At 67.5% G+C, this 22125-nt stretch carries 18 protein-coding genes; 17 read left to right on the top strand and 1 reads right to left on the bottom strand.

Annotated elements, in window-relative coordinates:
- The first annotated feature begins 93 nt into the window (after positions 1–93).
- From ftsA to lpxC, 3 genes are all read left to right on the top strand, one after another.
- On the top strand, positions 94–1329 hold the full coding sequence (ftsA, locus tag WI697_RS11315) for a cell division protein FtsA (protein WP_014747835.1): 1236 nt from the start codon (positions 94–96) through the stop codon (positions 1327–1329).
- An 80-nt stretch (positions 1330–1409) separates the two neighbouring features.
- Positions 1410–2975: a cell division protein FtsZ gene (gene ftsZ, locus WI697_RS11320; protein WP_062762405.1), complete on the top strand. Its 1566-nt coding sequence runs from the start codon at positions 1410–1412 to the stop codon at positions 2973–2975.
- Between the two features lie 349 nt (positions 2976–3324).
- Entirely contained in the window at positions 3325–4290 is a 966-nt protein-coding gene (gene lpxC / locus WI697_RS11325) for a UDP-3-O-acyl-N-acetylglucosamine deacetylase (RefSeq protein ID WP_345958521.1), read from the top strand.
- Positions 4291–4385: 95 nt separating this feature from the next.
- Here the strand turns inward: lpxC and WI697_RS11330 are convergent, their stop codons facing one another.
- A complete protein-coding gene (locus WI697_RS11330) occupies positions 4386–4868 on the bottom strand; it encodes a helix-turn-helix domain-containing protein (protein ID WP_145978423.1) in 483 nt (160 codons plus the stop codon).
- 819 nt (positions 4869–5687) lie between these two features.
- Here WI697_RS11330 and WI697_RS11335 point away from each other — a divergent pair.
- The 14 genes from WI697_RS11335 (at position 5688) to WI697_RS11400 (ending at position 22124) form a co-directional block, all read left to right on the top strand.
- A complete protein-coding gene (locus WI697_RS11335) occupies positions 5688–6566 on the top strand; it encodes an outer membrane protein assembly factor BamD (RefSeq protein ID WP_385998281.1) in 879 nt (292 codons plus the stop codon).
- Between the two features lie 76 nt (positions 6567–6642).
- Complete coding sequence (recN, locus tag WI697_RS11340; protein WP_345958522.1) at positions 6643–8319, top strand: DNA repair protein RecN; 1677 nt, start codon at positions 6643–6645, stop codon at positions 8317–8319.
- Between the two features lie 94 nt (positions 8320–8413).
- Positions 8414–10525 (top strand): NAD-dependent DNA ligase LigA, encoded by a 2112-nt coding sequence (ligA, locus tag WI697_RS11345; protein ID WP_345958523.1) that lies wholly within the window; start codon positions 8414–8416, stop codon positions 10523–10525.
- A 91-nt stretch (positions 10526–10616) separates the two neighbouring features.
- Entirely contained in the window at positions 10617–11102 is a 486-nt protein-coding gene (locus WI697_RS11350) for a MaoC family dehydratase (protein ID WP_345958524.1), read from the top strand.
- Complete coding sequence (locus tag WI697_RS11355; protein ID WP_345958525.1) at positions 11099–11569, top strand: PaaI family thioesterase; 471 nt, start codon at positions 11099–11101, stop codon at positions 11567–11569. Before WI697_RS11350 ends, WI697_RS11355 begins: the two co-directional genes overlap by 4 nt.
- A gap of 320 nt (positions 11570–11889) precedes the next feature.
- Positions 11890–13071 carry an aromatic ring-hydroxylating oxygenase subunit alpha gene (locus tag WI697_RS11360; RefSeq protein ID WP_296721111.1) on the top strand — a complete coding sequence of 394 codons (1182 nt, stop codon included), beginning with the start codon at positions 11890–11892 and terminating at the stop codon, positions 13069–13071.
- Positions 13072–13290: 219 nt separating this feature from the next.
- Positions 13291–14556, top strand: a complete 1266-nt coding sequence (locus WI697_RS11365; protein WP_296721108.1) for a radical SAM protein — start codon at positions 13291–13293, stop codon at positions 14554–14556.
- Entirely contained in the window at positions 14553–15032 is a 480-nt protein-coding gene (locus WI697_RS11370) for a hypothetical protein (protein WP_062767532.1), read from the top strand. The genes WI697_RS11365 and WI697_RS11370 overlap by 4 nt, the downstream gene beginning before the upstream one ends.
- Positions 15033–15349: 317 nt before the next feature.
- Entirely contained in the window at positions 15350–16102 is a 753-nt protein-coding gene (locus WI697_RS11375; protein ID WP_062767534.1) for a Phenylacetic acid catabolic protein, read from the top strand.
- A gap of 214 nt (positions 16103–16316) precedes the next feature.
- On the top strand, positions 16317–17432 hold the full coding sequence (locus WI697_RS11380; RefSeq protein WP_345958526.1) for a ferritin-like domain-containing protein: 1116 nt from the start codon (positions 16317–16319) through the stop codon (positions 17430–17432).
- A 133-nt stretch (positions 17433–17565) separates the two neighbouring features.
- Positions 17566–18228 carry a CerR family C-terminal domain-containing protein gene (locus WI697_RS11385; protein ID WP_345958527.1) on the top strand — a complete coding sequence of 221 codons (663 nt, stop codon included), beginning with the start codon at positions 17566–17568 and terminating at the stop codon, positions 18226–18228.
- Entirely contained in the window at positions 18225–19244 is a 1020-nt protein-coding gene (gene hlyD / locus WI697_RS11390; protein ID WP_345958528.1) for a secretion protein HlyD, read from the top strand. The genes WI697_RS11385 and hlyD overlap by 4 nt, the downstream gene beginning before the upstream one ends.
- 4 nt (positions 19245–19248) lie before the next feature.
- Positions 19249–21003 (top strand): ATP-binding cassette domain-containing protein, encoded by a 1755-nt coding sequence (locus WI697_RS11395; RefSeq protein WP_345958529.1) that lies wholly within the window; start codon positions 19249–19251, stop codon positions 21001–21003.
- The gene (locus WI697_RS11400; RefSeq protein ID WP_345958530.1) at positions 21000–22124 is read left to right on the top strand and encodes an ABC transporter permease; all 1125 of its coding nucleotides are present in this window, start codon (positions 21000–21002) and stop codon (positions 22122–22124) included. Before WI697_RS11395 ends, WI697_RS11400 begins: the two co-directional genes overlap by 4 nt.
- The last annotated feature ends 1 nt before the right edge of the window (position 22125 follow it).

Below are 22125 nucleotides of genomic sequence, written 5' to 3' on the forward strand. Positions count from 1 at the left end.
GCGAAGACGACGACGACGGCAACGATAACGACGACTGCGAACGGCCCCAGGGGCCACTCAGTGTGCATCGCGCAAGCGGGAAGGTGGGAAAACATGGCGAAGGGGCGCGGCGGCCTGATTGCGGCACTCGACATCGGCACCACCAAAGTGGTGTGCTTCATCGCCGAGGGTGACGGCCATGGCCGCTGGCGCGTCCGCGGCATCGGCCATCAGGCGGCGCGCGGCCTGCGCGCCGGGATGATCGTCGACATGGTCCAGGCCGAGGCCTCGATCCTGGCGGCGGTCCATGCGGCCGAACAGATGGCGGGTGAAACCATCGAGCGGGTGGTGGTGGCGCTGCCCTCGACCGTGATGTCCAGCCATCTGATCGATCTGGAGGTCGAAATCGCCGGCCATGCGGTGGCCGATGCCGATATCCGCCGGATCTATGCCGAAGGCCGGCGCATGTTCCTGGGCGACGACCGGGCCGTGATGCATGCCCTGCCGGTCGATCATTCGATCGACGATGCCGGCGGGATCCGCGATCCGCGCGGCATGTATGGCGAACGGCTGGGGGTGAGCATGCATGTCGTGACCGCCCAGTCGAGCCCGTGGCGCAATCTGGAGCTGTGCATCGCCCGCTGCCATCTGGAGATCGAGGCGGTGGTCGCCTCGCCCTTCGCCGCCGGCCTCGCCTGCCTGGTGGAGGACGAGCGCAATATGGGCACCACCGTGGTCGACATGGGCGGCGGCACCACCACCATGGCGGTGTTCTTCAACGGCAGCCTGATCCATGTCGACGGTTTCGGCGTCGGCGGGCTGCACGTCACCCGCGACATCGCCCAGGTGCTGGAGACGCCGCTGGTCCATGCCGAGCGGATGAAGACGCTGTACGGATCGGCGATCGCGACCCCGTCGGATGCCCGCGAACTGATCGAGCTGCCGCGGGTGGGTGAACCCGACGGCGTGCAGAACGTCCCGCGCTCGCTGCTGGTGAACATCGTCCGCCCCCGGGTGGAGGAGACGCTGGAGCTGATCCGCGAGCGCCTTGAGAAGAGCGGCCTTGCCGAGGTGGGTGCCAAGCGCGTGGTGCTGACCGGTGGGGCGTCGCAGCTTCAGGGGCTGCGCGAACTGGCGGGCCGGGTGCTGGGCCGTCAGGTCCGGCTGGGCCGGCCGATCGCGGCCTCGGGAGAGCTGGAACAGTCCGGCGGCGCCGGCTTCTCGGTCGTCACCGGCCTCATCGCCCATGCCGTGGCGGATTGGGGCGAGGTGGGCGAGCGCGATGCCGGGCCCGATGCCGGCCGCGGCACCTTCGGCCGGCTGGGCCGCTGGCTGAAGTCGAATTTCTGAAGACCCGAAGTTTCCCGCTCCCGTGTCGGCGATCGCGGCGGGGGCGGATCCAAGTCCGAGCGACCAGGAGGCAACACGTCATGTCCCTTAATCTCAGCATCCCCGACAGCATGCAGCTGACCCCGCGGATCACCGTGGTCGGTGTGGGCGGCGCCGGCGGCAACGCCGTCAACAACATGATCAACGCACAGCTGGAAGGCGTGGAGTTCATCGTCTGCAACACCGATGCGCAGGCGCTGAACCAGAGCCAGGCCGAACGCCGCATCCAGCTTGGCCAGATGATCACCCACGGCCTGGGCGCGGGTGCGCGTCCCGAGGTCGGCCGCGCCGCCGCCCAGGAGACGATGGAGGAAATCTCCGAATATCTGGACGGCAGCCACATGGTGTTCGTCACCGCCGGCATGGGCGGCGGCACCGGCACCGGCGCGGCGCCGGTCATCGCCCAGATCGCGCGTGAGAAGGGCATCCTGACCGTCGGCGTGGTCACCAAGCCCTTCCACTTCGAGGGCACCCGCCGCATGCGGCTGGCCGATTCGGGCATCGACGAGCTGCAGAAGTATGTCGACACCCTGATCGTGATCCCGAACCAGAACCTGTTCCGGGTCGCCAACGAGCGCACGACCTTCGCCGACGCCTTCAAGATGGCCGACGACGTGCTTTATGCCGGCGTGCGTGGCGTGACCGACCTGATGGTCATGCCCGGCCTGATCAACCTGGACTTCGCCGACATCCGGACCGTGATGAGCGAGATGGGCAAGGCGATGATGGGCACCGGCGAGGCCGGTGGCGACAACCGCGCGATCGAGGCTGCCGAGGCCGCGATCTCGAACCCGCTGCTCGACGACGTGTCGATGAAGGGTGCGCGCGGCGTGCTGATCAACATCACCGGCGGTGGCGACATGACCCTGTACGAGGTCGACGAGGCCGCCAACCGCATCCGCGAGGAAGTCGATCCCGAGGCGCACATCATCTTCGGTTCGACCTTCGATCCCAGCCTGGAAGGCACGGTGCGCGTGTCGGTGGTCGCCACCGGCATCGACGCCGAAGAGGTCGCCCGCCAGCGCGCCCGTCGCGAGCAGGAGGCGGAAGCCGCCGCCCGCGGCCAGTCGCAGGCCCGCAACGAGAACCAGCAGGCGGCCGCCATGCAGCAGGCGCCGCAGATGGCGGCGTCGGGCGGTACCCGCCGGACCGTGGTCGAGAGCCCGGCGCCGGTGGTCACCACCGCCCGCAGCGAGGGTGGCCGCAGCGCGCAGCCGCAGATGCCCCGCGGCGAGGTCGAGGACGGCAGCTTCATCGCGCCCGAGCCGGTGCGTGCGCCCGAGCGTCAGCCCACCCGCATCGAGGCGGCCGAAGAGCCGCTGGCGCTGGAGCCGGCACCGCGCGCGGTGGAGCAGCAGCCTGCGCGGGCGGTGGTCGATGACCGCCCGGCGACCGAGGCGGCGCCGCGCAAGTTCTCGTTCCTGCAGCGCATGACCGGCGCCCATCGCCGCGAGAGCGAGGCGACCGCCCGTCCGGCGGCGGAAGAGCCGCGGCGTGCGCCGCGCCTCGACCATGTCGATGGCGGCGCCACTTCGCGTCAGCAGCCGGCTGACGAGGAGAACGACCTGCTGGAAATCCCGGCCTTCCTGCGTCGCCAGGCGAACTGACGGCTGCGGCGACGCCGCGGATCGACGACGATACCAAGGGAACCCCGGGCTGCGCGCGCTCAATCATGCGTGCGGCCGGTCCCTCCGACATGAACGCACCACCCCCGGCCCCGCCCCCGGCAGCCTCCGCCGGCGGGGCGGGTGGTTGCGAACGCTCTTGCGCGTCCGGTCGCTCGGCATCGCGCAGGCGGGCGCCGGCTCGTGCCCTTGCGGCACGGGCCGGCGTTTTCATGCAGCGGTGTTGTTACAATCGGTAACAAAGAGTGATTTGAGCCTGTACGCCGGGCTTGCTACCTGTTCACTGACGGATCGCACCCGATCCGGACGTGACCGCAACGGAGCAAAACCCGTGTACCTGAACGACATCCGCGACAGCGCCGATTTCCTCCGCACCACCGCGCCGCAGGGCGTGGTGCGCCAGCGGACGCTGGCCGTGCCGATGCGGTGCAGCGGCGTTGGCCTTCACAGTGGTGCGCCGGTGGAAATGGTGCTGCGCCCGGCCGCCGCAGATACCGGCATCATCTTTCGCCGCACCGATATGGGCGGCGTTGTGGTGCCCGCCCGCCACGACACGATCGTGAACACCCGGCTGTGCAGCATGCTGGGCGTGCCCGCCACCGGCGACCGGCCGGCGGCGACGGTGTCGACGGTGGAGCATCTGATGGCGGCGCTGGCCGCCATGGGCATCGACAATCTGATCATCGACATCGACGGCCCGGAAGTGCCGGTGATGGACGGCAGCTCGCGCCCCTTCATTCAGGTGATCGAGCGGGCCGGCATGATCGAGCAGCCGGCTGCCCGGCGCTTCATCGAGGTGCTGAAGCCGGTGGAGCTGGTGCAGGGCAGTTCGGTGGTGCGCCTGCTGCCGGCCGACCGCTGGACCCTGGACGTCACCATCGATTTCGCCAACCCGGTGATCGGGCGCGAGCGGATCGTGATCGACCTCACCGCCCGGGGCTTCTCGTCGGAGCTGGCCGCGGCCCGCACCTTCGGCTTTGCCCACGAGGTGGAGCAGATGCGCGCAGCCGGCCTCGGCCGCGGCGGCTCGCTGGACAATGCGGTGGTGGTCGAAGGCGATCGGGTGCTGAACCCCGAAGGCCTGCGCTATGCCGACGAATTCGTGCGTCACAAGGCGCTGGACGCCGTGGGCGACCTCTATCTTGCCGGTGCCCCTCTGCTGGCGCGGTTCGAAGGCGTGGCCCCGGGCCATGGCGTGAACAACGCCCTGCTGCATGCGCTTTTTGCCGACCCGACCGCCTGGCGCTACACCAGCTGCCACGAGGTCGATACGGCACGGGCGGTCGAGGCCGCCTGAACCGGCCACCGCGGCACCAGCCGGAAACGATCAAAGGCCCGCATCGTGAGATACGATGCGGGCCTTTGATGTGTCGTCGGATGGCGAACCGGCGCTCAATGCGGCCGGTCGTCATCCATAAGGTCGGTCATGTCGAGGTCGTCCGAGCGTTCGCCCCGCTGACCATTGCCTTCGGCCAGGGCCTTGATCAGACGGATGATGGCCGTCCGCAGGGTCTGGTCGGTGATGTCGGTGAAATACCGGACGAGTTCGATGGTCGAGCGGTTCTTGCCGCCATGCTCTTTCGGCGCATCCGGATCGATGCTGTCGGCAATCTCTTCCAGACCGTCGAAGAAGAAGGCGACCGGTACGCCAAGTTTGGTCGAGATTTCGTAAAGGCGGCCCGCACTCACACGATTGAGTCCGGTTTCGTATTTCTGCACCTGCTGGTACGAAATATCGAGAGCCGCCGCCAGGTGTTCCTGGGTCATGCCAAGCAGCGTCCGCCGCAGCCGGATCCGCTCCCCGACGAAATTATCGACACGTCTAGCCAGTTCCCCCATAGCGCAGGCGTCTCTATGCATGTTTTTGTTGCTCATATTTGCGGTCTCATGAACAACTTTGTCAAACAGAACTTCGAGTAATCATTCTTGGTGGGCTAAGAGACATAGCGGGCACCAAAACAATCGTTTATGGCATTTTCGCTAGAAACTGCCGTAAACTGATAACACCCTCGGTTGCCCATCAAATGGCAGGGCTTATGGCATCTGGCTTCTTTTGTGACGATTTGCAAAACGCAATAGTGTAATTATTGGATCGTCGTTGGGTTTATGGGAATATATCGACGCGAATCAAGGATTTTGTAGAATGAACTCAGAAATCCTTGGCGTGGTGAAGAAATGGTAAATATCGGATGTTGGCCCATTTCTCGGGATGTGAGCATGGCGTTTCTTGAGCCAGCTGCCGACAGACTTTAAATGCCGCTCCGCGACCATATCCGGAGCGCAGGGGACAGGGTTCAGGACTTGAAACCAAGGCGCCGGGCTGCGCAGGGCGGCGCGCTGCGGCGGGGTGTACATCACGCGAAGGCATTGACGTTGTGCATGTTGCACCATCGCTGGACGGCGGTCGTCGGCCGCATCGTTCCCGTCCCCGGATCGGGGCGCCGGGTCTTTTCACAGGGAATGCAAGTGTTCCGGCCTCGAAATGAGGAGGTCTCCTCACATATCCTGCGTGCCCGCGGGCGCTGGTCCCTCATGGCCGCGGGCGCTGGCCTTGTATGGCCGCAGGCGCTGGCACGGATATGCGGAGAGGGTGCCACGCCTCTGTTCGTGCGGATCAGGAATGATATAGTAGCGGCCGCCCGGCCAGGGCCGGCAGAGACGTGACATGACACCGAGCAGCATGACGGGGAACGGATGGCGAAGGCAGTCGCAACGGAACGGGCGATCGCGATGCGGACGGCGACAGCCGTGACCCGGGTCCACAGGATCCTGCGGGCCGGCCTTCTGGCGGCGTGCGTGGCGGCGCTTGCCGCATGCTCGAGCGACGATGACGACCGTCCCGCCTATGTCGAGCGGCCGGTGGAGCAGATCTACGCCCAGGCGGCGAACGAACTCGATCAGGGTGAGTATCGCAAGGCCGCCCAGAGCTTCGACGAGGTCGAACGCCAGCACCCCTATTCGACCTGGGCCACCGAGGCGCAGCTGATGGCGGCCTATTCCTATTATCAGGCCAATCAGTACGAGGATGCGATCGCCACCGCGCAGCGCTTCATCGACCTGCATCCCGGCAATCCCAATGTCGCCTATGCCTATTATCTGGTCGGGCTCTGCCATTACGAGCGGATCTCGGATGTCGGTCGCGACCAGGAGATGACCCGCAAGTCGCTGGAGGCCTTCCAGGAGGTGGTGCGCCGCTTCCCCGACAGCGCCTATGCCCGCGACGCCCGGCTGAAGATCGACCTTGCCCGCGACCATCTGGCCGGCAAGGAGATGGAGATCGGCCGCTACTATCTGACCCGCGGCCTGTATATCGCGGCGATCAACCGCTTCCGCACGGTGATCGAGCGTTATCAGACCACCACCCATGTGCCCGAGGCCCTGCACCGCCTGGTCGAGGCCTATCTGTCGCTGGGCATCGAGCGCGAGGCCCAGACGGCCGCTGCGGTGCTGGGCTACAACTATCCCGGCAGCGACTGGTACGAAGACAGCTATGCCCTGCTCACCGGCCGCAATCTTCAGCCGGTGGAAGACAAGGGGTCGTGGATCAGCCGGGCCTTCAAATCGGTCTTCTGATCCGTTACCCGCCCGCCGTCCCGTTCCGCCACCCACCCGACCCGCTGTTTCCTTCGCAATCGTCACGGAAGACCGGATGCTCGCCAGTCTCTCGATCCGCGACGTGGTTCTGATCGACCGGCTCGATCTCGACCTCGGCCCCGGCCTTGCCGTCCTCACCGGCGAGACCGGTGCCGGCAAGTCGATCCTGCTCGACGCGCTGGGTCTGGCGCTGGGGGCGCGGGGCGACAGCGGGCTGGTGCGCGCCGGTGCCGCCCAGGCCTCGGTCACCGCCGTGTTCGAGGTGGCGGAGGATCATCCGGCGCTGGCCATGCTGGCCGAGCAGGAGATACCGGCGGCGCTGCCGCTGATCCTGCGGCGCACCGTCACCCCCGATGGCCGCAGCCGCGCCTGGGTGAACGACCGGGCGGTCGGCGTGGGTCTGCTGCGCCAGCTGGGCGAGGTTCTGGTCGAAATCCACGGCCAGCACGATCAGCACGGCCTGCTGGACCCGCGCACCCATCGCGAGGTGCTGGACCAGTTCGGCGGCCACGAGGCGCTGAAGGCCGAGGTGGCGCGCCGCTTCCGCGAAATGCAGGCGGCCGACGCCGCCCGCGACCGCGCCGAGGCCGAGGCCGAGGCCGTGCGGCGCGAAGAGGATCATCTCCGCACCAGCCTCGCCGATCTCGACAAGCTGAAGCCGCAGCCGGGGGAGGAGGAGGATCTGGTCCACCGCCGCCAGCGGTTGCAGAATGCCGATCGGATCGTGGCGGCGCTGAACGCGGCGCTGGATGCGCTGAACGGCGAGCCGACGCTCGAGGTGCGGCTGCTGGATGCCGATCGCGCCCTGCAGCGCCTGCCCGATGCCGAAACCGACGAGCGGGTCCGCCAGCTGCGGGCCGGGCTGGAGCGCGCCTCGATCGAGATCGGCGAAGGGGTGGCCGGGGTCGAGCGGCTGCTTGCCGACCTCGATCTGGGCGAGGACAGCCTGGAGGTGGTGGAGGACCGGCTCTATGCCCTGCGGGCGGCTGCCCGCCGCCATCAGGTGACGACCGAAGACCTGCCCGAGCTTGCCCGGAAGCTGCGCGCCCGGCTGGAGCTGATCGACGGTGGCGGCACGGTCGCGGCCAAACTGACCGCCGCGGCCGCCGAGGCGCGCGCGGTTTATCGCAAGGCGGCCGAGGGGTTGAGCCGGGCCCGCAAGGCGGCGGCGGACGAGCTGATCAAGGCGATCGCGGCCGAACTCGGGCCGCTGCGCATGGGCCGGGTCGAGATCGCGGTCGCCTTCGATCCGCTGCCGGAAGACGCCTGGGGTCCGGAGGGCATCGAGCGCTGCCAGTTCATGGTCCGCACCAATCCGGGCGCGCCGGCGGGGCCGCTCGCCCGGGTGGCATCCGGCGGCGAGCTGTCGCGGCTGATGCTGGCGTTGAAGGTGGTTCTGGCCCGCACCGCCAGCGCCGGCACCCTGGTCTTCGACGAGGTCGACAGCGGCATCGGCGGTGCGGTCGCCGATGCGGTGGGCGAGCGGCTGCAGCGCCTGGGCGGCCATGCTCAGGTTCTGGTCGTCACCCACAACCCGCAGGTCGCGGCACGTGGTGACTTGCATCTGCGGGTCGCAAAGCGGGTCGAAGGCGAGACCACGCTCACCGAGGTGCGGGCCCTGACCGCGGCCGAGCGGCGCGAAGAGGTCGCCCGCATGCTGTCCGGCGCCGAACTCACCGCCGAGGCGCGGGCCGCCGCCGACCGGCTGATGAGCCTGGCCGTGCGCAGCTGAGCGGCGGACCGCCGGGCTTGCCCCCGGCGCCGGCTCGTCGTACATCTCGCGCCCCCATCCTTCGCTATCGCGTCCTTGAGGGAGCCTTCCGGCCATGACCGACCGCAACGAGACCGTGATGCAGCCCACGCTCGAAGAGGCGCGTCAGAACCACAAGGTCCTGGTCCAGCGCATCCGCTATCACGATCAGCGCTACTATAAAGACGCATCGCCCGAGATCGACGATGGCGATTACGACCGGCTGCGCGCCGATCTGATCAGGCTGGAGACGCTTTACCCGGAACTCCAGACGGCGGACAGCCCGACCCGGACGGTGGGCGCGGCCCCGGCCGAGGGCTTCGCCAAGGTCCGCCATGCCCGGCCGATGCTCTCCCTTGCCAATGCCTTCGAGGACGAGGACGTGGTCGAGTTCCTGGCCCGGGCGCGCAAGGGCCTGAACCTCAGGGAAGACGACGAGCTTGCGGTGGTGGCGGAGCCCAAGATCGACGGGCTTTCGGCCAGTCTGCGCTACGAGAACCGCCGGCTGGTGGTGGCGGCGACCCGCGGTGACGGCACCGAGGGCGAGGACGTCACCCGCAATATGCTGACCATCGACGACGTGCCCGACACCCTGCCGGACGACGCCCCCGATCTGGTCGAGGTGCGGGGCGAGGTCTATATGGGCAAGGCCGATTTCGCCGCCCTGAACGAGCGCCGGGCCGAGGCGGGCGAGGCGCTGTTCGCCAATCCGCGCAATGCCGCCGCCGGATCGCTGCGCCAGCTGGACCCCGAGATCACCCGCAAGCGGCCGCTGAAATTCTTCGCCTATGCCTGGGGCGAGGTCTCGGCGCCGCTGGCCGCAACCCAGTGGGGGGCGCTCGACCGGCTTGAGCAGTTCGGCTTCACCGTCAACCCGCTGCGCCGGCTGTGCCGGGGGGCCGACGAGCTGCTGGAACGCTATCGCGAGATCGGCGACGGGCGCCATGCGCTCGATTACGACATCGACGGCGTGGTCTACAAGATCGACCGGCTGGACTGGCAGGCGCTGCTGGGCCAGGTGGCACGGGCGCCGCGCTGGGCGATCGCGCATAAATTCCCGGCGGAACAGGCGAAGACCCGCCTGCTCGGCATCGAGATCCAGGTCGGCCGCACGGGGGCGCTTACCCCCGTCGCGCATCTGGAGCCGGTGACGGTGGGCGGCGTGGTCGTCTCGCGCGCAACCCTGCACAACGAGGACGAGATCGCGCGCAAGGACATCCGGATCGGCGATCTGGTGGTGGTGCAGCGTGCCGGCGACGTCATCCCGCAGGTGGTCGAGGTGGTGGTCGCCGAACGGCCGAACGACACCCGGCCCTTCGAGGCGCCGACCGTCTGCCCCGCCTGCGGATCGCATGCGGTGCGCGAGCCGGGAGAGGCGGTGCGGCGCTGCACCGGCGGGCTGATCTGCCCGGCCCAGGCGGTGGAGCGGCTGAAGCACTTCGTCTCCCGCGATGCCACCGATATCGAGGGGCTGGGCCGCAAGGAGGTCGAAGCCTTCTTCGAGGACGGGCTGATCCGCAGCCCGGTCGACATCTACACCCTGCCGCAGCGCCAGGAAACCGGCGAGATCGACCTCACGAAGCGGGCCGGCTGGGGCCGCAAATCGGTCGACAACCTGCTGGCGGCGATCGAGGCACGGCGCCGGCTGCCGCTCGACCGCTTCATCTTCGCCCTGGGCATCCGCCATGTCGGCCAGAACACGGCGAAGCTGCTGGCGCGCAACTACCTCACCTTTGATGCCTGGCGCGCCGGGCTCGAAGCCGCCGCCGACCCGGAAAGCCCGGCCCGGGCCGATCTGGACGCCATCGCCGGCATCGGCCCGGTGGTCGCCGAGGCGCTGACCGATTTCATGGCCGAGGCGCATAACCGCGAGGTGCTGGAGGCCCTGATCGCCGAGGTGGAGGTGATCGAGGCCGACATCCCGGCGCAGGTATCGGGCAGCCTGTCGGGCAAGACCCTGGTCTTCACCGGCAAGCTCGAAAAGCTGACCCGCGATTCCGCCAAGCGCCGGGCCGAGCAGCACGGCGCCACCGTGGCAAGCTCGGTCTCGTCGGCCACCAGCATCCTGGTTGCCGGGGCGGCGGCGGGCTCTAAGCTCACCAAGGCGCGCGAGAAGGGCGTCGAGGTCTGGACCGAGGACGAGTTCCTTGAAGCGACCGGCGGGGCGGCGGAGAACGGCGAAGGCTGACGGGGCCGCCGGAAACGGGCATACTCCTGCGGATCAAACGTTCGTTTCAAAGGTCCGCAGGAAGAGACCCGCAGCAAGGTAGCCCGATCCCATGTCCGCAGACATCGCCGCCACCCCGCCCGTTAAAGATCTCCATTTCGAGGATTTCGCCGCCGGGCAGGTCTTCCGCACGCCCGCGCGCAGCGTCACCGAAGACGAGATCATCGCCTTCGCCAGCCAGTTCGACAACCAGCCCTTCCATGTCGATCGCGAAGCGGCTGCCGCCAGCATTTATGGCGGGATCATCGCCAGCGGCTTCCATACCCTCGCGCTCGGCTTCAGGCTGGTGCTGGAGGCGCAGATCGTCTCGACCGCGTCGATGGGCTCGCCCGGCCTCGACGAGGTCCGCTGGCTGAAGCCGATGCGTCCCGGCGATACCATCCGTCTGGAGCTGGAGGTGACCGAGGTGATCCCCAGCCGGTCGAAGCCGGACCGCGGTATCGTCAAACTGCTCTACAAGACCTACAACCAGAATGACGAGGTGATCTGCACCATGCGCAGCATGTGGATGCTCCGTCGGCGGGTGGTGGTGGTATGAGCGCGACCGGAGACGCCGAAGCCCGTGACATCGCCGGCCTCGACGGGCTGGCGCAGCTGCAGGCCTATATCGATGGCGGCCGTTCGCTGTCGCCGATCGCCGAGACGCTGGGCTTCCGCCTGGCACGGATCGAAGCCGGCGAGGCGGAAATCGTCGCCGAACCCGGGCCGCATGTGCTGAACGGCATGGGCGTCGCCCATGGCGGCTATATGGCGACCCTGCTGGATGCCGCGGTCGCCTGCGCCATCCACAGCCTGATGCCGGCGGGGGTCGGCTCCACCACCGTGGAGCTGAAGGTCAACATGGTGCGGGCCCTGCCGGTGACGGTCAGCCCGGTGCGCGCCATCGGCCGCGCCATTCATACCGGCCGCATGCTGGGAACGGCCGAAGGCCGGTTGATCGGTCCCGACGGCACGCTTTACGCCCATGCGACGACGACCTGCGCGGTGTTGCACCCGCGCAAGTGACGGGGCTCCGGCCTCTGCATACCTGCATCCATGCCCGCATCCGGGGGACGGACCCGCCTGCCATATGCACGGCCGGGGCTGTCCCCCGAAATCTTTCCGGCGTCTGCACACGTCCATCATCCGGATCGCACCGGAGTCGAAGATTTCGAATCATTGGTAGATTATGATTCATCTATTTCGTGCATTGCGATAGACCACAACCACAGGTATATTTTGAACCGAGTTTGAGTCCCTAGGGCAGCCAGCCGTCCACACCGGATGCGTGCCCGTCCGCAGACACGACCCGATGCTCTAAAAATCAATAATTCGATGAGGACGCCATGGATCACGCCACCCAGGTGCATCTGATCGACCGTGTGTTCGACATGATCGACCGCCGCACCACGGAAATGGACCCGGCCGAGTATCACAACCCGGTCAGCCGCTATACCGATCCCGAGCGCTACAAGCGCGAGGTCGAGATCATCTTCCGCCGCAACCCGATCATCGTCGCCCATGGCAGCGAGCTGCCCAAGCCGGGCGACTACAAGACCATGGACGTGACCGGGGTGCCGATCCTGCTGGTCCGCACCCAGGACGGTTCGGTCAACGCCTTCGTGAACGCCTGCCGCCACCGCGGGACCAAGCTGGTCTGGGAGGAATGCGGCAGCCACAAGCGCAGCTTCGTCTGCCCCTATCATGCCTGGACCTACGGCACCGACGGCAAGCTGGTCGGCGTGCCCGCGGCGGAAGGCTTCCCGAACATGAAGCGCGAGGAGATGGGCCTGCGCCGGCTGCATTGCGCCGAGCGCTACGGCTTCGTCTTCGTCCAGGTGGACCCGACCGCGCCCAAGGTGGATGTCGATGCCTGGCTTGGGCCGATGGCGCATGAACTGGAGCATATCGGCACCGCCGATTACGTCGTCTGGCGGCCCGCCCAGCTGGAGAAGAAGACCAACTGGAAGCTGGCGCTGGATACGTTCCTCGAGAACTATCACACCCGCCGCACCCACACGAAGACCATCTGGCCGGTCTTCCTGGACAACACCGCCGCCTTCGACCGGCTGTCGCCGCATGCCCGGGTGGTGCTGCCCAAGCGCTCGATCCCCGAGATCCGCGATCAGGATCGCGAGACCTGGAACCTGCGCGACCATTCCACCGTGCTCTACACCATCTTCCCCAATCTGATGCTGGCGGTGCTGCCCGATCATTGCGCCATCTTCCAGGTCTGGCCCGACGGCATCGACAATTGCAAGCTGCCGGCCTACACGCTGGTGCCGCCGAAATATCTGGAGAGCGCCACCGCCCAGGACATCTGGTCGAAGAGCATGCATGTCGTCTTCGAGGTGACCGAAGAGGACAGCGACCGCTCCGAAGCCATTCAGGCGGCGCTCAATTCCGGTGCCAACGATCATTTCGTCTTCGGCCGTTACGAACAGGCCCTCGCCTGGTTCCACCAGGAGGTGGAGGCGATGCTGAACGGTCAGGCCGACTGGGTCCGCTATGCCGAAGCGGCCGAGTGATCCCGGGGCCCGTGATCCCATGATCCCGGACCCCGTGATTGCCGGGTCCTGAGCCGGCGCGGCGACACGACAGCGACACGACCACCTGATCTCCTGCGGGCGCGTGGGTTCCACGCGCCCGGCCGGGGGAGGTGCGTGCCCGCCCGGCTCTCAATCTGCGACCCCCGCCGATCCGCGAAACGACACCGCGAAACGACGACGACGAAGGGGCTGCCTCGGATGAAGACCGACGAAAATCGCAATGTAACGCGCGAACGCATGCAACGCCTGGAGGCGTTGCTCGACGGCGAGGACGAGCTTCGCGACCGCCTGCAGGCGGTGCTGCGCTTCTCCCGCAAGATCCGCGTCAGCGAATATCACCTCACCAACGCCTGCAACATCCGTTGCAAGGGCTGCTGGTTCTTCGAATACGGCCACGACACCGCCACGCGGGAGGCCAAGGATGCCGAGGCGCTGGAAGCCTTTCTGATCAAGGAGACCAAGGAACGGCGGGTGAATGCCGCCCTGGTGATCGGCGGCGAGCCGACGCTCTTTCCCGACCGGCTGCGGCTGTATGTCAAGCACATGCCCTATGTGACGATCTCGTCCAACGGGCTGCGCCGGCTGCCGATGGAGGGGTTCGAGAACGTCGCGATCGGCCTCACCCTGTTCGGCGGCGGGCCGATGGACGACCAGCTGCGCGGCATCAAGCCCAGCGGCCGCACCTTCAGCGGCCTGTTCGAGACCGCGCTCGGCAATTATCGCGACGACCCGCGCGCCGGCTTCATCTATGCGCTGACCGAGACCGGCATCGAGCATATCGAAGAGACGGTGGTCCGGATCCGCGACAACGGCAACCGGGTCAACTTCAACTTCTACAGCGCCTATGACGCCGAGGATCCGACGGCGCTTGCCCGGCAGGAAGAGCTGCTGGAAGAGGCGCTTCGGGTGCGGGCGAAATATCCCGACACCGTGGTCAGCACGCCCTATTACATCCGCACCATGATCACCGGCCGCAGCCATTTCGGCCGCTTCGGCTATGACGTCTGCCCGTCGCTGTCGCAGGATCATGCCGGCCATGCCGACCGGCTGGTCAACGGCAACCCGGTGCTGCCCTTCTTCAACACCTGGGCGGCGGACCTGAAGACGGTGAAGTTCTGCTGCACCTCGGGCCATTGCAACGGCTGCCGCGACAGCCAGGCGGTGATCTCGTGGATGGTGGTCAGCATGGACCGCTTCCTCACCGACAAGGTGATGCTCGAGACCTGGGTCGAGATGGCCGAGAGCTACTGGAAGCAGTTCATCTGGGGTCCGTTCCACTGGACGAAGGATGCCGGCCGCCGCCAGGCGGTGATGGACCCGATCGGCGACGGCCATGCCGCGCAGGTCTCGGTCGATCTGGCCCATGGCGAAACCCTGCCGAACCCGCTTCTGGCCGCCGTTGCCGGCCGCGAGGCGGCAGAGGCGGGCGAGGTCCGGGTCCGGGCGCCGGAGGTGGTGGCGTGACCGTGCTGCCGGCCGATGCACCGGAAACCGACGCCGCAGCCGGGATCGCCCTGGCTGCGGCCCGGCTTTCGGCCGAGCCGGTGGCGCTGCACAACGCGATCCGGGTCGAGGCCGACGGCCCCGATGCGGCGATCGCGACCATCACCCGTCTTCAGCCCTTTCACAAGGGCGGCGCCGAACGCGCGCTGATCAATGGCGGCATCCTGCAGGCGCTGATGGAACGCGCCATGCGGGCCGCCGCCGCCGCCGTTCTGGGCGATGCCCCCTCGCGCCTGGTCTCGCTGGATCAGCGCTGGCTGGGCCCCGTCCTGCCCCGGGGGGTGATCGCCCGTGCCGAAATCGAGGGCCAGGCCGGCACCGGCACGGTCCTGCTTGCCGCCACCATCTCCGACGCCCGCGGCGGCCCCCGCGTCCGCGCTGCGGGCGTCGTCACCGCCGTCAACCAGCCACCGACATCCATCAGCCCCCCTCTTTGAACCGACCCCCGGGTCGGTTCAAGCCGCCATTGAGGCGGCGGCCAAGGGCACGAAGCGCCCGCCTGGGCAGAGGGACCACGGAATGACCACCACCACCACTTCCCTCCGGAACCGACCCCCGAGGTCGGTTCAAGCCGCCACTGAGGCGGCGGCCAAGGCCACGGCAGTGGCCGCCTGGGCAGAGGGACTACGGAATGACCACCACCACTCTCCCTCCGGAACCGACCCCCGGGTCGGTTCAAGCCGCCATTGAGGCGGCGGCCAAGGGCGCGGCAGCGCCCGCCCGGCGAGGGACCACCAAAAAAGGAACGCTCAAGATGACCGAACAGACCGCTCATGCTGCCGCCGGGGAGCGGCTGCTCGTGCCGGATGCCAAGGCCTTCCGCGAGATGCCGGACGAGTACCAGGAGCTGGTGATCCATCAGCTGCGCGCCCATACCGAGGGCGAGCTGACCGGTGCCGACGACTACATCCAGATCTTCTATCCGATGGCGCCGACCGCCTTCGAGCGCAAGGTGTGCTGCGAGCGCGCCGCCGAGGAGATGGATCACTATATCCGCGGCAAGGCGGTGCTGGACGAGATCGGCGTCGATACCGCCTATATGCTGCAGCAGCATCTGGATCAGCGCGAATTCTACCGCACCGAGGGCGTGCGCCGGATCGAGAACTGGCTGGGCCGCGGCATGTTCTCGTTCATCGGCGAGGCGGCGGTGCTGGCGCAGATCCACGAGATGTCGAAGAGCTCGTACAAGCCGCTCGCCGACATGTGCACCAGCGTCATCATCGACGAGCACAACCACGTCGCCCAGGGCTACCGGATCGTCTGGGAATACTGCCAGACGGAAGAGGGGCTGAAGGATGCCCAGGCGATGCTGGAAAAGGCCTGGCCGATCACGCTCGACCTGTTCGGCAGCTCCGAGAGCAAGCGCTCGCCGCTTTATGTGAAGTGGGGCCTGCGCCAGTACACCAATGAAGAAGCCCGCCAGCGCTTCATCGCCCAGATCACCCCGCGGGTCGAGGTGCTTGGGCTGAAGGTGCCGGCGGCCGAGGCGAACCGGAAGTTCCTCTGATCGTCACCGGTTTCCGTCGGGGCGCGCGGCTGCCGGCCGATGGCCGGATCATGCCGCGCGCCCCATGATTGACGTATACGTCAATCGCTCTATCCTTAAGACAAGAACAAGAGGCGTGATCCGCGTCCGATGCCATCCGGCCGGAGCAGCCAGGCCCGTATCAGCCCAGGCCCATATCGGCCCAGGTCCGTATCAGTCAGGGGACGAGACATCCATGCCCGAGACCACCAGCGTCAGCCGGAGCGGTGCCTTCCGAGCGGTCGGACCGGCCGGCTTCCTCGATCAGATCCGGGTGCCGCGCTATGCCGAGCGCACCGATCTGTTCGACGAGATCATCGCCGAGACCCATCGCCATTTCTGGGACCCGCTCGACACCGCCTATATCCGCTTCGACGAGCCGTTCGACATGGCCACCGAGACGGTCATGCCGGCCTCGATCGTGCCCGAGCTGAACAGCGCCGTCGCCGACCGGCTGACCGCCGGACAGCGGGTCTGGTTCGCCAATGAAAGCGCGCGCTGGTGGCTGTCGAGCGTGCTGCATGGCGAGCAGGGGGCGCTGTCGCTGTCGGCCAGCCTCTGCCACATGCTCGCCGATCCGGGGGTGGTGGAATATGCCGCCAACCAGGCGCGCGAGGAAGCCCGCCACGTGACCGCGTTCAGCCGCTATATCCACACCCGCTGGGGGGCGCCGATGCCGGCCTCCGACGTGCTGGGCGGGCTGCTGAAGGAACTGGTCGACCTGACCGACGTGCCGCGCAAGATCGTCGGCATGCAGCTTCTGGTCGAAGGCCTCGCCATGGGCATTTTCGCCAGCCTGCATTCCAAGAGCCAGGACCCGGTGCTGCGCCGGTTGACCCAGCTGGTGATGACCGACGAGGCCTTTCATCATCGCGCCGGCAAGCTCTGGGGCCGCGACGCCCTGCCGATGATGGACGAGAAGGCGCGCAACGGCGTCGAGGATTGGGCGGCGCAGTGCTTCCAGATCCTGATGTTCAACATGCTCCATCCCAGCCAGAAGCAGGCGCTTTATGCGCCGCTGGGGCTCGATTGGGAATGGGTGCGGGATGCCATGAAAGAGAGCTACACCTCCGAGGTGCGCCGCGCCGAGATGTCCGAGAGCACCAATGTCTTCCGGGTGCTGGTCAAAACCCTGCTGCATGCGGGCATCATCACCGACCGGACCCGGCCGCTCTATGCTCAGTGGGTCGATCTGGGCGCGCTGGCGGGGGAGGGCGAGGGCACGGTGGGCGATGCCATCGCTGCCGAGGGCCTGGAATTCCTGGCCGGCGTGAACGCCGCGCGCCGCAGCCGCCACGACACCGCAGCCTGAGCACGTCCAGACGAATGAGGGGGCTGATCCGCCGGGTCAGCCCTTTTTCACGACGACAGCTATTTAATCATTTGACTAAATCATCTGATCAATCAAACTGAGTTGAACCCCATCTGCACGGGCACCCGGAGCCATGACACAGGCCACACGTGGCGATGCAACGCGGGAGGCATTGATCCGGGCGGCGATCGACGTGTTCGGACGCGACGGTTTCGATGCCACCCGCACGCGTACCATCGCAGAGACGGCGAAGGTCAATCAGGCGCTGATCGGCTATCACTTCCGGAACAAGGAAGGCCTGTATCTGGCGGTGTTTGCGGACATCGTCGAGCAGATCCGTGCCCGGATCGGCCCCGTCCTGGCGGAGATCGAGGCAGCGCTGGATGGCGACCCTCCTCCGGGTCGCGAGGACGGGCTCGCCCTGCTGTTCCGGATGACCGACGCTTTCATCCTCCTCATGGCAGGAACCGAGAGCAATCCCTGGGCGCGGCTTGTGGTACGTGAACAGCAATCGCCGACGGCGGCTTTCGCCCTGCTTCACGACGGGTTGATGCGGCCAGTCTCGCGTGGTCTGATCCGGCTGGTGCAACATATCGATCCCGTGGCACAGGCAGGGGATCCACGGCTGGTGGTGGCGACCATCATGGGCCAGATGCTGGTCTTCCGGGTCGCACGGGCCGCGGTGCTCCGGATCATTGACCGGCCGGCGATCGGTCCGGACGAGATCGTCGCAATCCAGGGGCAGCTTCGCCGCAACCTTACCGCCATGCTTGTCCCGGCCGGAGATCGCTCATGAAACCCGCGTTGCGTGTCGCTCTGCTTCTGGGGGGGGTGGCTGCTGCGGTCGGCATCGGCCTGTTCTGGCCGCCGGCCAATGGGTGGCTGCGGGACCGGCTTGTGTCCGGGGCGGCCAACGATGGCCGGCTGGTGCTCTACGGCAATGTCGACATCCGCGAGGTGGCGCTCGCCTTCCGCCAGGGGGGGCGGGTCGCGGAAATGGCGGCCGAGGAAGGTGATGCCGTGCAGGCGGGCGATGTGGTGGCGGTGCTCGACGACCGGCCGCTCCGCGATGCGGCCGCCCGCGCCGAAGCCGAACGTGCCCAGGCGCAGGCATCGCTCGACCGGCTGCGCAATGGCAACCGGCCGCAAGAGATCGCCGAAGCCGCCGCCCTGCTGGCCCAGGCCGAGGCGACCCTGCGTTTCGCCGAGATCGATTATCGGCGCAAGCGCTCTCTGGTCGGCTCCCGGGTGGTGAGCGAAAGCGAGTCAGATGCCGCCCGTGCCGCCCGCGACGAGGCGGCGGCAGTTCTGGAGGCGCGCCGTCAGGCGCTTGCTCTGCTCGAAGCCGGTGCGCGGGCCGAAGACATCGCCGCCGGCGAGGCGGCACTGGCGGCGGCCGGGGCGGCGCGCGATCAGGCGCTGACGGCGCTGGAGGATGCCCGGCTTGCGGCGCCTGCCGCCGGTACCATCCTCGCCCGGATTCTGGAACCGGGCAGCATGGCCGCCGCGGGCACGCCGGTCTATACCCTGTCGTTGAAGGATCCGGTCTATGTCCGCGCCTATGTGGCGGAACCGGATCTTGGACGTGCCGTGCCGGGCGTGGCGGTTCGGGTCACCACCGATAGCGGCGGTCGGGTCTATGACGGGCGGATCGGTTTCGTCTCTCCCCGCGCCGAGTTCACGCCCAAATCGGTCGAGACCACGGCGCTTCGCACGGATCTGGTCTACCGGCTGCGGATCGTGGTCACCGATGCCGATGACGGGCTGCGCCAGGGCATGCCGGTAACGGTGACATTGGACAGGGAGGGCTGACGCCATGGCGGCAGCCGCGCCGGCAGGGGATGACGCCGTCGCGGTCGATGTCGCGGGTGTGGTCAAGAGCTTCCCCGGTGTCGAGGCGTTGAAGGGCATCGATGCCCGGATCCTGCGTGGCCGGTTGACCGGGCTGGTCGGGCCGGATGGTGCCGGCAAGACGACGCTGATGCGACTGATGGCAGGACTTATGGTTCCCGATGCCGGCACCATCCGTTTGGCCGGGGTCGATGTCAGCCACGACCGCGACCGGGTGGCGCCGTCGATCGGCTACATGCCGCAGCGCTTCGGGCTCTATGAAGACCTCTCGGTGATCGAGAATCTGCGCCTCTATGCCAGGTTGCGCGGCATCGCGCCGCGGAGGGCGCAACCGGTTTTCGAGCGCCTGCTCGGTTTCACGCGGCTCGGCCCTTTCACCAGCCGACTGGCCGGGCGGCTTTCGGGCGGCATGAAGCAGAAGCTGGGACTTGCCTGCGCGCTGATGGGTACACCCCGGGTGCTGCTGCTCGACGAGCCCGGTGTGGGGGTGGATCCCGTCAGCCGCCAGGACCTCTGGCGGATGGTCGAGGCGTTGACCGGGGAGGGGATGGCGGTGGTCTGGTCCACGGCCTATCTCGACGAGGCCGAGCGCTGCGAGACCGTGTTGCTGCTGAATGAAGGCCGGCTGGAATATGACGGTGCGCCGGCCGGGCTGACCGCGCGGCTCCATGACCGCAGCTTCCGTCTGGCCGGGCCGCGGCGTGATCGCCGGCAGGTCCTGTCCCAGGCGCTGGACCTGCCGGGCGTGAGCGACGGGGTCATTCAGGGTGACGCCGTCCGCCTGGTGCTGCGCGAGGGCGGTACGCCAGATCTGCTGGCACCGATCGCCGCCGAAACCGGTGCGCGGGTCGAGACGGTGACGCCGCGCTTCGAGGACGCCTTCATCGATCTGCTCGGCGGCGGCCCTGGCGGCACTTCACTGCTCGCCGAACGCATGGATCCGGTGCGGCTGGAGACGGAGGTGACGGTATCCTGCCACCATCTCACCAGGCGCTTCGGCACCTTCACCGCCACCGAGGATGTCAGCTTCGAGGTCAGCCGCGGCGAGATCTTCGGCCTGCTCGGTCCGAACGGTGCGGGCAAATCGACCACTTTCAAGATGCTTTGCGGCCTGTTGCGGCCAAGCGCCGGTGCGGCGGAGGTCGCCGGGCTGGATCTGCGCCGGGCGACCAGCGAGGCGAAGCGGCAGCTTGGTTATATGGCGCAGAAATTTTCGCTCTATGGCCTGCTCTCGGTCCGTCAGAACCTTGAGTTCTCGGCCGGTGTCTACGGGCTGGAGGGGCGGGTGCGGCGGGCGCGGGTCGAGGAGATGATCGAGACCTTCCAGCTCGGCCGTCATCTGACGGGGGCGCCAGGAGATCTGCCGCTTGGCTACCGCCAGCGGCTGGCGCTGGCTTGTGCCCTGATGCACCGGCCGCCGGTGCTGTTCCTCGACGAACCGACCTCGGGCGTCGATCCGATCACCCGCCGCGAATTCTGGACCCATATCAACGGCCTGGTCCGCAAGGGGGTGACGGTGATGGTGACCACCCATTTCATGGACGAGGCCGAATACTGCGATCGGGTGGCGTTGATGTACCGGTCGAAACTGATCGCCCTCGACACGCCCGATGCGCTCAAGGCCCGGGTCGTGACCCGGGATCTGCCGGAGCCGACCATGGAGGAAGCCTTTATCGGGCTGATCGAGGCGCATGACGCAGACCAGGAGGCGGGTGCATGACACCGGTGCGGCGCTTCGACCCCGGACGGCTTGCGGCTCTGATCGTCAAGGAGAGCCTGCAGATTCTGCGGGACCCGTCGGCGATCCTGATCGCCTTCGTGCTGCCGGTGGTGATGCTGTTTCTCTATGCCGACGCGGTCTCACTCGACATCCGCCGGGTGCCGGTGGGTGTGGTGGCGGAAACCGATGATGCCGCGGCCCGCTCGCTGGCGGCGGCCTTTGCCGGCAGCCGCTATTTCACCGTCACCCCCGCCCGCGACCGGCGTGATGTCGAAGCCGGCGTCGTGGCGGGGCGGCTGCGCGGCTATGTGGTCATCCCGCAGGATTTCACCCGCAGGCTTCAGACGGGAGAGACGCCGCTGGTTCAGGTGATCACCGACGGCTCCCAGCCCAACACCGCCAGTTTCGTCGCCAACTACACGCTGGGGCTGGTGGCGGCCTGGCAGGCGGGGCGTGAGGGGGCAGCAGCGCCCGCCGTCTCGCTGGTATCGCGCTTCTGGTTCAATGCCGAGCTGGAGAGCCGGCGTGCCCTGGTTCCCGGGGCCATCGCGATCGTCATGACCATGATCGGCACCCTGTTGACCGCACTGGTCGTGGCACGGGAATGGGAGCGTGGCACGATGGAGGCGATCCTCTCCACCCCGGCGTCGGTGACCGAGATTCTGGTGGGCAAGCTGCTCCCCTATTTCGCGCTCGGGCTCATGACGACGACGGGATGTGCACTTCTCGCCATATACGTCTTCGATGTGCCGTTGCGGGGCTCGTGGGGGACGCTGCTGGCCCTGACCGCGGCCTTTCTGGTGCCGGCTCTGGGGCAGGGATTGTTGATCTCGGCCATCGCCCGCAACCAGTTCGTTGCGGCCCAGGTGGCGCTGCTCACCGGCTTCCTGCCCGCCTTCATGCTGTCGGGCTTCCTGTTCGAGATCGCCTCCATGCCCTGGCCGATCCGGATGCTCACCAATCTGGTACCGGCGCGCTATTTCGTCTCCGCCCTGCAGACGGTGTTCCTGGCCGGGGATGTCTGGCGGGTGTTGCTGCCGGATCTGCTGGTCATGCTGGCGATCGGCTCGGTGTTCTTCATCATCGCGCGGCTCAGGACCGCCAAGAGCCTGGACAGCTGAC

The organism is Tistrella mobilis (assembly GCF_039634785.1).
GTDB classification, from domain to species: Bacteria; Pseudomonadota; Alphaproteobacteria; order Tistrellales; family Tistrellaceae; genus Tistrella; species Tistrella mobilis.

What these genes read in the sequence shown, in the direction of transcription:
- ftsA (WP_014747835.1), top strand. Translation starts at nt 94, where the DNA reads ATGGCGAAGGGGCGCGGCGGCCTGATTGCGGCACTCGACATCGGCACC.
- ftsZ (WP_062762405.1), top strand. Translation starts at nt 1,410, where the DNA reads ATGTCCCTTAATCTCAGCATCCCCGACAGCATGCAGCTGACCCCGCGG.
- WI697_RS11330 (WP_145978423.1), bottom strand. Translation starts at nt 4,868, where the DNA reads ATGAGCAACAAAAACATGCATAGAGACGCCTGCGCTATGGGGGAACTG.
- WI697_RS11335 (WP_385998281.1), top strand. Translation starts at nt 5,688, where the DNA reads ATGGCGAAGGCAGTCGCAACGGAACGGGCGATCGCGATGCGGACGGCG.
- recN (WP_345958522.1), top strand. Translation starts at nt 6,643, where the DNA reads ATGCTCGCCAGTCTCTCGATCCGCGACGTGGTTCTGATCGACCGGCTC.
- ligA (WP_345958523.1), top strand. Translation starts at nt 8,414, where the DNA reads ATGACCGACCGCAACGAGACCGTGATGCAGCCCACGCTCGAAGAGGCG.
- WI697_RS11350 (WP_345958524.1), top strand. Translation starts at nt 10,617, where the DNA reads ATGTCCGCAGACATCGCCGCCACCCCGCCCGTTAAAGATCTCCATTTC.
- WI697_RS11355 (WP_345958525.1), top strand. Translation starts at nt 11,099, where the DNA reads ATGAGCGCGACCGGAGACGCCGAAGCCCGTGACATCGCCGGCCTCGAC.
- WI697_RS11360 (WP_296721111.1), top strand. Translation starts at nt 11,890, where the DNA reads ATGGATCACGCCACCCAGGTGCATCTGATCGACCGTGTGTTCGACATG.
- WI697_RS11365 (WP_296721108.1), top strand. Translation starts at nt 13,291, where the DNA reads ATGAAGACCGACGAAAATCGCAATGTAACGCGCGAACGCATGCAACGC.
- WI697_RS11375 (WP_062767534.1), top strand. Translation starts at nt 15,350, where the DNA reads ATGACCGAACAGACCGCTCATGCTGCCGCCGGGGAGCGGCTGCTCGTG.
- WI697_RS11380 (WP_345958526.1), top strand. Translation starts at nt 16,317, where the DNA reads ATGCCCGAGACCACCAGCGTCAGCCGGAGCGGTGCCTTCCGAGCGGTC.
- WI697_RS11385 (WP_345958527.1), top strand. Translation starts at nt 17,566, where the DNA reads ATGACACAGGCCACACGTGGCGATGCAACGCGGGAGGCATTGATCCGG.
- hlyD (WP_345958528.1), top strand. Translation starts at nt 18,225, where the DNA reads ATGAAACCCGCGTTGCGTGTCGCTCTGCTTCTGGGGGGGGTGGCTGCT.
- WI697_RS11395 (WP_345958529.1), top strand. Translation starts at nt 19,249, where the DNA reads ATGGCGGCAGCCGCGCCGGCAGGGGATGACGCCGTCGCGGTCGATGTC.
- WI697_RS11400 (WP_345958530.1), top strand. Translation starts at nt 21,000, where the DNA reads ATGACACCGGTGCGGCGCTTCGACCCCGGACGGCTTGCGGCTCTGATC.